This is a genomic window from Paenibacillus sp. FSL R5-0701, assembly GCF_037973995.1.
In the GTDB taxonomy this organism is placed as follows: Bacteria; Bacillota; Bacilli; order Paenibacillales; family Paenibacillaceae; genus Paenibacillus.
This window is the reverse complement of sequence record NZ_CP150230.1, coordinates 1,186,592-1,200,604: the sequence shown is the minus strand read 5'-3', so window position 1 is coordinate 1,200,604 and position 14,013 is coordinate 1,186,592. Positions and strand designations below refer to the sequence as shown.

Genomic DNA, 14,013 nt, shown 5'->3' with positions numbered 1-14,013 from the left:
TCATTGTACAAAAGGAAACAACAGCTTCTGGTTATCCATCCAGAACATATTGTCTGTACTAACCAGCTTGGTCTCAAGTAACACTCTCGCTTGCACCTGTTGATTGTTCAGCCGCGCAACGGCTTGATTCAACCCCAGATAACCTGCACTGTATCCATTCTGGACGATGAGATGATCAAAGACCCCTTCTTGCAATTGCTCCAGTTGCTGTTGTTCACTGCCGAATCCAACAATCCTTACCTTGGCCGCAGATTTGCGTCGATTCAGTTCATCGGCTGCTCCCAGAGAAGCCGGTTCCTGAAGAGTAATGAAGCCATCCACCTCCTGCTGGTCCAGCAATTGCTTTGCAGTCTGCCAACATCCATCCCGTGTATTACATATCGATTTGGGTTCCACTTGAATATCAGGATGCTGTACCAAGGCTTCCATAACTCCCTGCTCTCTCTGAATCAGACCAGAATTAAGAGGATCGGGGCCCAATAAGGCCACAAGCCCTTTTCCTTCCAGAAGCTCCGCCATAGCCTGGCCGGCCTGTCTTCCCGCCTCAACATTATCCATCGAGATGAAACTGGTGATGCCTTTCACGGGAAATTCATCGTTAAGCACAATGACAGGAACAATGGTTCCATCGGAATTTGTTGTCTGTGCCTCCTGAATGATGTCACTAAGTGCCTTCTCACTTAGGGGATCAACCAATAGAGCTGATGCCCCCTGCTTCAGAGCCGATACGGCGGCCCCCACTTGAGCCTGCTCTCGCGCACTGCGAGACAACGTTTGGCTATTGATATTTGCCTGTTGGACCTGCATCTGACTTCCAGCAGAGTCCAGAATGGCAGGCGTGTACACATCACCATCGGAAGGGTATGCTTCCACGGTAATCAGTTCGGCCCCACTCTCTTTGGCAGCTGCTTCGGCGCCAAGCCGGATGGCTTCCGCAAGTTCCCCTGTCCCAGCTGGCGTAATCAGCGCAATACGTGGCGTTGCTGCCGTAGCATCGGGACTCGATAAGCCACAGGCGCTGCATATGATCAGACAGCAGCTTGCAACTGTCTGGGTTACTAACCGACGTTTCCGAATTCCAGGGAAGCTCGCAGCAACCTTTTTCCAAAATGTACGGATATTCAATCCTGTAACTCTATGAGCATCGTTCTTATTCACTTGGTTGTCTGACATCAGGCTCGCCCTCCTTCTGCTGCAATTGAATGGGAATCCGAACCCAGACCGTGGTGCCTTCTTCCAACTCACTTGCAAATTCAAGGCCGAAGCCCTCCCCATAATAAAGCCGAATCCGGTCATGTACGTTGCGTACCGCTACGCCGGAGCCTGCACCGCTTTTGACCACAGGACGACCACTCAATAATCCCGACATCTGTTCTTCCGTCATGCCGACCCCATTATCTGTAATGCGAAACACCAGCTTGTTGTCCTCATGATAGACATCGACCTCAATACTTCCTTCGTCCATGTGGTACTCGATGCCATGAACAATGGCGTTTTCAATCAGGGGTTGAAGCACCAGCTTTAATGTCAGGCAATCCAGAAGCGTATCATCGGCCTTAATCGTAAAGTTGAATTTGCGCTTGAACCTCATCTGCTGAATCGTCAAATAATGCTGCGCATGCTCCAGCTCTTCCCTGACCGTGATAATCGTTTTGCCTTGGCTAAGACTTATGCGGAACAGGCGCGAAAGAGATGTGATCATCGTGATCACTTCTTCATTGCGGCTCATGCCTACCATGCGCACCACAGAATTCAGCGTATTATATAGAAAATGCGGATTAATCTGAGCCTGTAAAGCCTCCAGCTCCAGACGCCGCTTCTGTTCCTGTTCATGGATGATCTCATCCATCAAGGTGCGAATTTTATTGACCATCAGGTTGAAGCGACGGGATAGTCGTTCCACCTCCAGCGGCCCTTCAATAGGCAACTCCACGTTGAAATCCCCGCGCTCCACCGCCTTCATCTTACGTTCCATTCGCCGGATCGGACGCGTCAGACTGGAGGAAAGAAACAGGGATACGAGAATGACCAGTACCAGAACAACGACCAGTACACGAATGAGATATCCATTGACCTCCTGACGCGTTGTCATAATCTCATCCAGATAAGCAACACCGACGATTTTCCACCCGATATTGGCAACGGACTTCACGGTATTCAGCCTTTTCTGTCCATCTGCTTCATCTTCGTAACTGCCGGAAGCCACCAAAGCCTGTTCAATATTCTCGCTTTTGAGCCCCATATACATCAATTGCTGCTGCGGATGGTACACGATATTGCCTGCACTTTCATCGATGATATACACGTATCCTCGTCGCCCCAGACTGACCCGACGGCTCAGTTCATCCATCTGTTTGAAATTGATATCGACCAGCAAAATAACCTGCCGATCCTGACCATTTTGCCGTATCGTTATGCCTTTGCTCATGGAAACGACCCATTTATATGGGCCTGTGTACATGTTCTGAATATGAGGTAACGAGAAACTCAGGTGATCCGGCACACGAAGCGCAGACTGAAACCACCCTTGCTGTGTCACATGGGCACTTGGTTTTAATTCAGCTGTAGGTCGGTTCTTGAGCAATTTCCCCGTGGAATCAAGCAGAGTAATCGAGATGATATCTTCACGACTGCTGAGCAGTGTGTCGAGTTGTTTGTCCACCAGTTCCCCTTCCCATGTCCCGTCACGCAGCATATGTTCCTCAATGGCACGGTACAGATGAGACATACTGCGGACGTAATCCTCCAGGTTATAACTGACCTGATCCACAATCTGTCTCGTCGTCAGTTCCGCACTTCGCTCGGCAGCCTGCGTGAACTTGTCATGCAGAAGCATCGCCATGATGGTCAGTACCAAGACGATGAAAACGGAAAAGGACCACGTAATAATAAACCGGATACTGCTGACTCTGGACGAACGCAGACGAGAGCGTAATTGAGGTCCCATGGACTTCACCCATCTGGACAAAAACTTCATCGGATCGAACCTTCACTTGCTGTCTGAGAAGCCTGTTTACGATATTCTTTGGGCGAGACGCCAGTATGTTTTTTGAAACAAAAACTGAAGTAATTGGGTTCAGCAAAGCCAACCTGCTCCGCAATCTCAAATGACTTCAGTTCTGTCGAGCGAAGCAGTTCCCGCGCTGCCTCCATTCGGATCTGCATTAGGTATTGCAGAAAGGTAAGTTGTACTTCTTTTTTGAAAATGCCACAAAAATAACCGGAGCTGATATGCAAATGCCCACACACCTTCTGAATGGACAGGTCCGGGTCGGCATAATGCTCTTTGGTGAAGACTAACGCCTGCTCGACAATATCCTTGTATACATGCTGGCGTCCGCTGGCAATGCGATGTTGTACGAGTAGACAGACTTCCCGTACCTTCTTCTGTGCATCAGTAAGTCCCGGCAGTCGGAACAAATCCGCATACAACTGGAACCCTGCACCAAAGATGTCCTCCATTTCCTCCCCTGATGCCTGTGCCGCCTTCCATACTGTTGTTAATACTTCAATTAAATAGAGCTGAATATCACTTCGCCCGTGTTCCACTGTAATTTCCCGGAAAATGATCGCAAGTGCTTCCTCCAGCTCCGCTTGTGTACCCGCCTTCAGGCAACGTGTCAGCGTCTGCTGCTTCAACTCGTCGAACCGCAGCTTGCCCGCTGTCTGTCGCTCCACGTCCGCGATGTATATAATTGAATCCGTTCCGGGCACAAGTCGATAATCCAATGCCAGCAGGGCATCTTCATAGGCATGATTCACATCCGCAAGTGTATCCACAATCTGACCAGATCCCACCGTAGCCGGGATACGTAAATAGTGGTTGATGCTGCGCATCACATTTTCTAACGCTTTCTGTTGCCGCTTCGCTCCATCTGTACCGCCCGAGCGATCCACATAGAGCAGGACAATCGTCTCCTGATGCATAAAGGCATGACCAGCCCCATGCTCCGCCCAGACTTCTGCCGCAATGTTAAGTGCAGCAAAGCGTTTCAGCTCAGCATCCTCAGATTGACGCAAGGAACCTCCGGGAACCAATATCTCAGACTGATCCGCTACCTCGGATGATGTTTTGTTATGTCGCTGTGGGGGCTCGATAAATACTCCCTCAGACTTCTCCTTCTGTACTTCTCCATCCATGTGCAGTGTCAATACGGACACACCATAGCGTTCTCCTATCAGGTCCAATCCGCATTGTTTGGCTTTACTATGAATATATGTCGAGGATTTCTGCCGATGGAGCAAGGTCGCCATCAGATCTGCCTGTAATAAAGGCAAACTGGTATAATAGTGCTCACGCAGCTGCTGTACATCTTCACGCTCAGCCACTTCAGCCGCCATCTGGGCGCGCAATCTTGTGAGCAGTTCGGTGAGATGTCCTGCCGAGAACGGCTTCAGCAGATATTCATCCACACTTAATGAGATGGCTTGCCTCGCATAATCAAATTCATCATATCCAGTCAAAATGACCACCTTCACGAGTGGATTACGCTTCCTCAATCTTTGTGCGAGTTCCAGACCATTCATGAATGGCATGCTGATATCTGTCACCACAATGTCCGGTTCTACCCGCTCCGCCATCTCCAATGCTTCCCGCCCATTCTCAGCCAAACCGACAATCCGCAGATCGAGCGCTTCCCAATCGACCTCTACAACAAGTCCTTCACGCACATCTTCTTCATCATCCACCAACAGTACCCGGTACATGTTTGGATTCCTCCTTTTGATGACGGCCTTATGCCCTAGCAACGAATATATATGTAGCATTGTGAATCATTTGATTTCTTATGGCTCACCGAATTGAAGCAAAATGCAAAGGCTCATGTTGATCTGCTCCAAGGTTGCCATCATAATATACAATATTATCAGGGATATGTAATCGCTTTCTTTATTAGAGGTAAGGCAACCCTGTCGGGCAATGCCTAAGTGAAATGTGAAGGATAGTATATGAGTGCTGAAGGCAGGTTAAAGTAATACAAACACGGGAAATTTCGAAGTGCTTCTAATAAGAGGTGTTTTGATTCTAACTATAATTCAGACTTCATTCTTGTTCTTTACGATGATTTGTACTTAATGCTTTAAAATAAATCATGGTTGTATCTGGGTTGGTGTGTCCCATTATCTCGGCTAAACGGTGCAGTGGCGTATGCTCAGCCATGACGTAGCCAAAACGATGACGCAGATCGTGTGAACTCAATCCTTCCAGCCCTGCTGTTATCATTACTTTTTTAATCAGGTGTCGCAATGCTCTCTCCGTTAAACGATCGTTTGTCTTCTCTGAAGGAAAAAGGTAAGCAGGATCGGTAGCAAGATCAGATAAGTACTGATTCAACATGACAACACACTGTATATTCAATGGGATCTTACGTTGCACGTTGCGTTTATCGGCTCTCACTGTCAGGTGACCGCTTCGTCTACCAAGTTCGATATCCTGAGGCTTGAGGTTGCATACCTCCATCGTTCGCAAGCCTGTGTGAAACATTAAGGTCAGGATCGTCTGATCACGAAGGGAATTACCGCACTCCACTGCCGCGAGGAATGCCTGCTCTTCTTCTAATGTCATTCGGCGTGGACTTACTTTGTCTTCCGGAATGAATTTTAATGGTTTGGAAGGGTCATGACTGAGCCTGGATTCCAAGACAGCCCATTTGAAAAAACGCTTCAGCGTAATCAACCTCCGGTTAATGGTGGCTGGTTTCAATAACATAACGTTGTGAGCATTTTCACGATAACTGACTAAAGTGGATGTATCCACATCTTCAATTCGCAGTGAGAACTCTTCGCTAAGCATGGTGCTTTCCTTGTACCATTCGATAAAGTGTTTCAGATCACTTGTATATTCCTTCACGGTTTTGGGATGCAATTCTCCCTCATTAGCAAGCATATGTATGAATTCTTCTATCGTCGGTTCCCGCTGCACCGAAATCCCTGATGACTGATTCATTAGAAAATACCTCCAAATCTTGACTTATATTAGCGGACATGGTATTATCATATTAATCGATACATTAGCGGACATCAAGTTCGTGGTTTAAATGCACCAGGTGAGTGTCAATTTTTAAATAATACTCGTCATAATGATCGGCTAAAAACTTATTTTTTGGAGGAATCACATGCAAACAGGTACAGTGAAATGGTTCAACGCGGATAAAGGATTCGGCTTTATCGAAACTGAAGAAGGAACAGATGTATTCGTTCATTTCAGTGCAATTCAAGGTGAAGGTTACAAATCTTTGGACGAAGGTCAACGCGTTCAATTTGAAGTAACTCAAGGTAACCGTGGACCACAAGCTGAGAACGTTACTAAACTTTAATTATATGAAAGCTGCCTTATTAATAAGGCAGCTTTTTATTTACACATATGTTGCACAGTAAAGAAAAGATTTCACATCACAAGAATGAAAGCGAGGTATTCCCATGGATAAAGAACAATTGATCACAGAAGTAGCTAAGGCTGGCGGTTTCTCCAAGAAGAATGCTGAAAAAGCTGTAACCGTTGTACTGGACTCGATTCTCGAGGCTCTCAAAGAAGGTAAAGAAGTTCAACTGGTTGGATTCGGGAAATTTGAAGTGCAGAAGCGTGAGGCAAGAACGGGAAGAAGCCGGAAAACAGGCAAGGAAATTCAACTACCTGCAGGTAAAGTTCCTGTATTCACAGCAGGTTTAAGCATGAAAGAAGCTTTAAATTAAACCACGTAACAAACGTAACAACCCATTGAAAAGAGGTTTTTATTCAAACACACAATGATAATATGGATTTAAATGTCGTGTTTACTACCGTTGATGATATCATTAACTTTTATTCAGGCAAACAGACAAACTCGGATCATACAGAAGCTCATACTCATTTAAAGCCCCCATCAGTACAGTCTGATTGCAACCTACGACCACCCACCCGCTAAATTAACATTTCATCTTGGACAACAAGAGGCCCTGATCCGCTCAAAACGGTCCAGGGTCTGATTTGCTTGGAAGCCGGCTCCGTCAGGAACCAGCTATTTTGTCTTTTATGCACAATGTACAACCATCCTATTTGCTGTTCAGTAGTTCGCGCAAGATCTGGAGATCATATGTAGAGACAAGACGTTCCAAATGCGTATCCAGCCATTCCTCATCCTGATCCCACCACTTCAATTCCAGCAGCAGTCCAATCGTCTCTTCGTCAAAACGCTTTTTAATAGTCTTGGCTGGATTACCACCAACAATCGTATAGGGTTCAATGTCCTTAACAACGGTTGAATTGGAGGCAACGATTGCCCCGTCTCCAATCGTGATACCAGGCATGATCGTTACATTTTGTCCAAGCCATACATCGTTCCCCAGTACCGTGTCACCCTTATATGGAAGTTGTTCCAGTGTAGGTGTCACACGTTCCCATCCTCCACCAAAAATGTTGAACGGATAAGTGGTCATACCCTCCATCCGATGATTAGCGCCATTCATAATGAATGTCACACCTTCCGCAATTGCACAGAAATTCCCAATGACCAGGCGATCACCAATAAAGTCATAATGATGCTGTATCCGGTCATAGAATTGCTCTGGCGGATTCGTGTTATCGCTATAATAGGTATAATCACCGATGTCCACGTTGGAACGCGGCGGCAGGTTTTGAATATAACATACCGTACGGATATTCTCATTCGGGAAAAGTTTTGTTTTATCAGGGGCCATATTGTAGTCCCTCCTTTTCCCTATTGTAACAGATATTAAATCTTAAACGGACTAAGTGAGGTCTGGAGCTCTGTCGACACATCAGACAAAATAGCCGCAGATGCCTTGATCTGTTCTACCGACTTGAGCTGTTCATGAACAGATCTTGCAGCCTGCTGTGAATTGGTACTGGCCGTCTGCGCATGGCGAGCGATCTCATGCACAGAAGCCACGATCTGTTCCACGCCTGCGGACATCTCTTCACTCGTCGCAGCCATGTCCTCAATCTCTGTAGCAATACGCAGGGTTGTATCCCGGATCAGGCTGAAGTTTTGCTCCGTTTCCCGGGTCAAGCGCAGTCCTTCCTGTACTTCGTCCTTCACTCTCGACATGGCCGATAGCGATTGCTGCATATCTTGTTCCATGGCTTCGACCAGTTCTTCAATACGATCTGAAGAGTCTCCAGCTTGTTCAGCCAGTTTACGAACCTCGGTAGATACGACGGCAAATCCTCTGCCATGCTCCCCTGCTCTTGCCGCTTCAATGGATGCATTGAGGGCGAGTAGATTCGTTTGATTTGCAATCTCATGAATGGCGGAAACCATCTGGCTAATCTGTGCCGACTTCCCTTCCAGCATACGAATGACTTCATCCGTTGTGGTAACGGAAGATTCAATTGTAGACATCTGCTGAACGGTAAGTTGCACCGCTTCACCTCCGGTTTCTGCCTGTTTGCGTGAATACAAGGCAGAGTCCGAGATACTGGAGGCCTTGTCCGCCATACGTTGTACACCTATAGCCACTTCTTCCATGGCCTGCAGATTTTCTTCTGTACTGATCGTCTGACTATCGGCTCCGTGCGCCACTTGTTCAACGGAGGATGCAATCTGCGCCGATTCTTTGGCCGTTTGATCCGCAATCTTGAGTAGCAGTCCAGTCGAATGCTCTGCTTTCTCCGCAGCTTGAAGTCCGTCTTGAATGATGACCTGGAGATTACTTCTCATCTCATTGTATCCCGTACCCAGCATGCCAATCTCGTCTTGGATGTTGTCCACAACTGGCTGTGTGAAATCGCCCGTCCCCGCACGTTTAATCGCCACAGATACCCGCTCGATTCTTACTCTCACCCTGCGAACGTACAGCAGGATCAGGGTAATTGCGACCAACATTGCAAGCAGGAATACGATCAGGAATGTCTTGAGGAACGAGGAGATAATCACATCAATTAACGATTGAGAAGCACCCACATAGAAAATTCCAATAATGTCTCCGGATGCGTTCTTGATTGGTTCATAGGCCGTCTGATATTTCTGACCCACAACCACGGCTTCACCGTAGTATTTTTCCCCTTGCTGCAAAACGGTCTGGGCGACCTCGTCCGATACCTTCGTGCCGACAGCACGCTTTCCGTCCACCATGACATTTGTTGCAACACGTTCGTCACCTCGGAAGATCGTCACCGTGTCCCCAGACGCTTGTCCAATCTCATCCACCAATTCAAAGTTGCCTTCCAGCGCGGCATCTCCCTTGAATAATTGTCCATCCTTAATGGCCCAATCTCCTGGATGCTTATATGTAATGATACTATTCGCCATCTCCAAATCTCGCTTTGCCTTCTCTGTAGCAAATGTCGTAATCCCCTGTCTCATCTCCAGGATTACACTTACCGCCACGGCTGAAGAGAAGGTGATAAATATACTGATAACGATCAAACTGATTTTGGTACCGATGCTCATGCTTGGCATGTGTGTGAGCCACCCTTTTCCCTATGTAGTTGTGGGGATATTCAAGCCAATTTCGAATCCGTTTCGAATATCACTATAGTCTTATCGGTAGGAGTGATAACAATATTTATAATATTTCAGTGACTTTTATCACAAAAATAACTTGTTGAAGCCTAATATTTTACGAATTATCCGTAATCATGTAAGAATGTTCTTTAAGTGAAGCCAATCAAACACATGCCAAAAGTAAGGCCAGACATGAACGAGGCCGGATTTTGCTGGATGTTCGCTCCGTCTAACCTGACAAAGCAGAGCAAAAAGGGATTCGATCTGACCATCGAATCCCTTTTCTTATTCTCCATACAACAACGTTGCTCTTGAGAAGATATCTCTTATTTGGATGTAAGGCTTACTTGTGCAGCGGTTTGATCCCAGTCCACGGTAAGTCCCAGTCCTTCTGAGATGAAGCGTACAGGAACGAGTGTGCGACTGTTTTGAATGATCGCTGGTGCATCAATTTCGAGTGTCTCTCCATTTACGGTTGCGGTGCTGCTTCCGACCTTGAGCACAAAGGTCTGATCATTCAGAACCGCCGTTACCGTCTTAGCCGTTTTGTCCCAAGTCACTTCTGCACCCATTGCTTCGAGGATTGCGTTCACAGGTACCATTACTCGTCCATTTTGCTGCAGCGGGTCCTGATCCGGGAATGTGATCGATTTACCATCGAGTGTTACGGTAATAGTTTTGTCGGTTGTTCCGGATGAAGTATTCGAACCTGTCTCTTCCGAATTCTCAGGTAAAGGCGTTACTTCACGTCCGAGTTGTCCTTGCAGATTTGCAAGACGGTTCAGTGCAAATGTCGTCAGTGATACGGCTGCCATGGAGCCCATGCCTCCGCCCCCGCCGCCAAAGTTACCACCAGGGCGTGTCTGAGTATTTCCTGTATTCGTTGTTGGATCTGTTGCTTCATCCGGAGGTGTCATTCCTTCGAAACCTTCAGGCGGCGTCATACCTTCCATGCCTTCAGGTGGGGTCATTCCCTCAAATCCTTCTGGTGGTGTACCGCCCATACCACCTGCCGCATCTGCATTGGCAGAATAAGCGATGTTGGATTCAAACTGTTCTGTCGTATAAAATTTCGTTGGATCTGCTTCTACATAAGGACGAATCTCATCGGCAAGGCCAGTAATACGATCTTGAATGCCTTCCATGTAGTCCGTCAGTTCGTTGACGTAACTCAAATATTTTTCCTTATACTCCGGCACAGCAAGCAGGTTATTGATCATCGGTACATTTTCCATGCTGATGCCCAATACAGGCTCGTCTACAGATACGTTCGTAGCATTGGTGTTAGTCGTGGTTGATCCGGTTGTTGTGCCATGTCCGCCTCCGCCCGAGTACCCGTTGAAGGACATGTTGAAGTCCCAAGGAACAACCGTGAACTTGCCAGCGGCATCACTGTAGAGCATGTAGTTGTGTCCTTTGTCGCCGTTATAGCTGTCATAGTTGCCAAAAACCATGTTGCCTGCAATATATTGAAGCGCCGAATCTACGTCCAGTACACTTTCAATATCACCCTTTTCTCCTTCTGGCATCTCATTTAGTGTTTGGATGAAGGTTTTGAGTTTGGTTTTGTCCTTATCCGTACCCAAGTCTTTGGTGATTGTACTGTAGTCACTGCCCTCTTCGTATTGAAGATAACTCTTCTCATCCGTATCATAGAGGTCACCTTCTTCGTAATTCTCACCGTAGTTGCGCTCCAGATAGCTATCATCCACTGCTTCAACGCCAGTATAGAAACCAACAAACTCGCCGTTAACGTACAGATTAACATAGTTCGTCATTGGGACATCCATGCCAATACTCCGCAGTGCTTCATAGTGTAGAACTTCACGCATATACGACGGATCGGCGTAGTTATTGTTCAGCACCATTTTGTCCAGTCCAAGCAGGCTTTGTGTTTTATCGTATTTATCAAACTTCAGTCTGAAGCTGTAACGGTCCGAATCTTCCATTGAGGCTACAGCTTTCAGGGTCAGATTGCCCTTGGTGGAAAAACCGACGTTGTCCAGCTTGTTGCCGTCCACTTCCACACTCACATTCTTATAATCCTTATCCAGCGGACTTTCGAGCATGCTCTTCCAGTCTGCATCATCAATCGTTACATTCACATCTATGACGTTATCCGTCTGGAACAATGATTCATAAGCTTGCGTCACGCCTGCACTCGTGGTTGTCGCTGTACTTTCTGAAGCATATGCCGCATTCGGACTTCCGATCAGCCCAAAAGATGTCGTTACCATCGTCACGGACAATGCCGTTACTGTAACTTTTCGTAATAAAATATTCAAAATGATGAATCCTCCTTCTTGGTTTCTATTAAGCTACTGAGGCTTATGTAACCATGGTAGGGGACTAACCTTTAGTGAATCTTAAACGCGATTAAAAATGATATGTATCACTATGAAATTTTCATGGACATACAAGAAATATAATGAAAAAAAGCGCAATTATAACCTTGGAACCGGTTCATAAGTCCTATTTTATTGCAATTATCTAACATTAATATGCCTTTATAACGATATATCTGAAGAGTAGAACTTACCTGGAGTTCATATACGTGAATAGCAAAACTCATTACAAAAAGCTTTTAGAAACAAAAGAGAATTTGAGCAGAAAAGATATTTAGGGACCTCATTACATTTTTTAAGTCAACAATTACATAGCGTGTAAACCCCCAGGATAAGTCCTTCGTCACAATCGTAGAAGGAGTGAACCATCTTGTTTAATAAGCTTCGCTGGAGTACCATGCCTTTCTTCATCAAAAATTTGGTGATTTCATTCGGCAGCATCATGTTGATCGGTGTAATCCTGATTACTGCCGCGTATCAATTGCAAAAAAATATCTTGGTTGAACAGTTGCACGACCAAGCTACCGTCATCACCCAGAAATGGTATGACGATCTCGACACTGCCAAAGTGGCAGAAGCGGCTAAGGAAAAAAGCTACTCCGGTCCTGTACAGCTGGAAATGAAAACTTATCTTGATTCCATCCATGAATTCTATCCAAACATCGCGCAAGCGTACATTTTCGGTTCAGAACTTGAGCAAGGAAACGGAACGTCCATCATCGCGATTCCAACGAACCTGTTGGAACCATTCGAGGAAGGTAATCTGCCTGCAGGTGCCATGTACCCGCTGCCCGAGAATAACGTCGTAGTGCTGGAACAGATGAAAAAGGACGGGAAACCTGCCTTCAGTGATTTCTACACGGATGAGTACGGAACCTGGACCACTCTGATCTATCCGATTAATAACGCAGATGGCTCCATGTACGCTGCTCTTTACTTCGATGTAGATGCAAGTGCCGTTCCAAAAGGCCTTAACAAACTGCTTACGTACGGTTTGATGTTCCTGATCGGTTTCTTGATCCTGTTCATGGTGTTGCAATTCATTTTGCTGAAAAGAACGTTGCTTCCGATCCGCAATCTGATGAAAGGTATCGAAGAAGTCAGCACGGGTAATCTGGACGTAACCATCGATACCGGGCGAGATGATCTGGGTATCATCAACGAGAAGTTTAATGCGATGATCCATCGATTCAATACAACCATCTATAAAGTACAGAATACTTCGCATCACCTCTCGGAATCTTCCAAACAACTACTGGGCATTTCCGAGAAAAATAATGTGAACATTCAATCCATTAGCACCAATATTCGGGAAATATCTACTGGACTGGTGTCACAAGACAAAGCCACTGTGGAGAACGCACGTGCCATGACTGAGATGTCAACGGTAGTGCAGACGATCGCCAGCAGCTCAGCCGATGTGGCAGATGAAGCACTCAGCATGGAGCAGCGCTCCAGCACAGGTAATGTGGTGATGCAACAAGTCATTGAGCAGATGCGCCTGATCTCCGGTGCGGTGCAAAATACGTCAAACTCGATTCAGTCTTTGGAAAATAACTCGAACCAGATTAGCAACATTGTTAACGTAATCACGGAGATTGCCGGACAAACCAACTTGCTTGCACTTAACGCTTCAATCGAGGCAGCCCGTGCAGGTGAAGAAGGAAGAGGTTTTGCGGTGGTTGCAGGTGAGGTACGTAACCTGGCAGAGCAATCGCAGGAATCAGCGAAGCAAATTCGACAGTTAATTGAAGAAATTCAACGGGATATCATGCAGTCTTCCGAAGCGATGCAGTTGGGTTCCAAGGAAGTTACCAAAGGCTTGGAAGTTACCCAAGAGACTGGTGTATTCTTCGAGAATATTCTGACTGCTACGAATAAAGTTGCAAACCAGATTCAGGATATCTCCAGTTCTACTGAAGAGATCTCGGCAAGCACACAAGAAATGTCTGCTACGGCCGATGAACTGTCTGCCAATGTCAGCAAGGCAGCAAGCAGCAGTAAACAAATTGAGCAGTCAATTGATGAGCAGGAAGCCTCCATGGCAGCCATTGTGAGTGCCTCCGATGAGCTCTCGGTTGTATCCGAACAACTGCAAGAACTGATCTCATTCTTTAAAGTACGCGCAGAATAGAATTAATAGGATATAGATAAAAGTAATAAGACACAGTAAAAACCAAGGCTCATGAGTGACTGAACTCAAAGCCTTGGTTTTTTTGTTGTTA

General features: G+C 46.3%; 10 protein-coding genes. 3 read left to right on the top strand and 7 right to left on the bottom strand.

Features of this window, described 5'->3' with window-relative positions; genetic code table 11:
- From MKZ13_RS05400 to MKZ13_RS05385, 4 genes are all read right to left on the bottom strand, one after another.
- Nucleotides 1-1,173, bottom strand: coding sequence for a substrate-binding domain-containing protein (locus MKZ13_RS05400; protein WP_339182433.1), 1,173 nt, complete (start codon nucleotides 1,171-1,173; stop codon nucleotides 1-3).
- Nucleotides 1,151-2,947, bottom strand: a complete 1,797-nt coding sequence (locus tag MKZ13_RS05395) for a sensor histidine kinase (protein WP_339182431.1) — start codon at nucleotides 2,945-2,947, stop codon at nucleotides 1,151-1,153. Before MKZ13_RS05395 ends, MKZ13_RS05400 begins: the two co-directional genes overlap by 23 nt.
- Before the next feature lie 26 nt (nucleotides 2,948-2,973).
- A complete protein-coding gene (locus MKZ13_RS05390; protein WP_339182429.1) occupies nucleotides 2,974-4,707 on the bottom strand; it encodes a response regulator in 1,734 nt (577 codons plus the stop codon).
- A gap of 334 nt (nucleotides 4,708-5,041) precedes the next feature.
- The gene (locus MKZ13_RS05385; protein ID WP_339182427.1) at nucleotides 5,042-5,944 is read right to left on the bottom strand and encodes a tyrosine-type recombinase/integrase; all 903 of its coding nucleotides are present in this window, start codon (nucleotides 5,942-5,944) and stop codon (nucleotides 5,042-5,044) included.
- Nucleotides 5,945-6,113: 169 nt separating this feature from the next.
- Between MKZ13_RS05385 and MKZ13_RS05380 the strand changes: the two genes are divergently transcribed.
- Both MKZ13_RS05380 and MKZ13_RS05375 read left to right on the top strand, forming a co-directional pair.
- A complete protein-coding gene (locus MKZ13_RS05380; RefSeq protein WP_017690333.1) occupies nucleotides 6,114-6,314 on the top strand; it encodes a cold-shock protein in 201 nt (66 codons plus the stop codon).
- Nucleotides 6,315-6,417: 103 nt separating this feature from the next.
- Nucleotides 6,418-6,690 (top strand): HU family DNA-binding protein, encoded by a 273-nt coding sequence (locus MKZ13_RS05375; protein WP_036606368.1) that lies wholly within the window; start codon nucleotides 6,418-6,420, stop codon nucleotides 6,688-6,690.
- A 339-nt stretch (nucleotides 6,691-7,029) separates the two neighbouring features.
- On the opposite strand, the gene MKZ13_RS05370 is transcribed toward MKZ13_RS05375, so the two are convergent.
- The 3 genes from MKZ13_RS05370 to MKZ13_RS05360 form a co-directional block, all read right to left on the bottom strand.
- Entirely contained in the window at nucleotides 7,030-7,674 is a 645-nt protein-coding gene (locus MKZ13_RS05370) for a Vat family streptogramin A O-acetyltransferase (protein WP_221818959.1), read from the bottom strand.
- Nucleotides 7,675-7,709: 35 nt separating this feature from the next.
- Nucleotides 7,710-9,398, bottom strand: a complete 1,689-nt coding sequence (locus MKZ13_RS05365) for a methyl-accepting chemotaxis protein (RefSeq protein ID WP_339182424.1) — start codon at nucleotides 9,396-9,398, stop codon at nucleotides 7,710-7,712.
- Nucleotides 9,399-9,769: 371 nt separating this feature from the next.
- Nucleotides 9,770-11,728: a CotH kinase family protein gene (locus MKZ13_RS05360; RefSeq protein ID WP_339182422.1), complete on the bottom strand. Its 1,959-nt coding sequence runs from the start codon at nucleotides 11,726-11,728 to the stop codon at nucleotides 9,770-9,772.
- Between the two features lie 457 nt (nucleotides 11,729-12,185).
- Between MKZ13_RS05360 and MKZ13_RS05355 the strand changes: the two genes are divergently transcribed.
- The gene (locus MKZ13_RS05355; RefSeq protein WP_221819304.1) at nucleotides 12,186-13,922 is read left to right on the top strand and encodes a HAMP domain-containing methyl-accepting chemotaxis protein; all 1,737 of its coding nucleotides are present in this window, start codon (nucleotides 12,186-12,188) and stop codon (nucleotides 13,920-13,922) included.
- Nucleotides 13,923-14,013 lie beyond the last annotated feature (91 nt).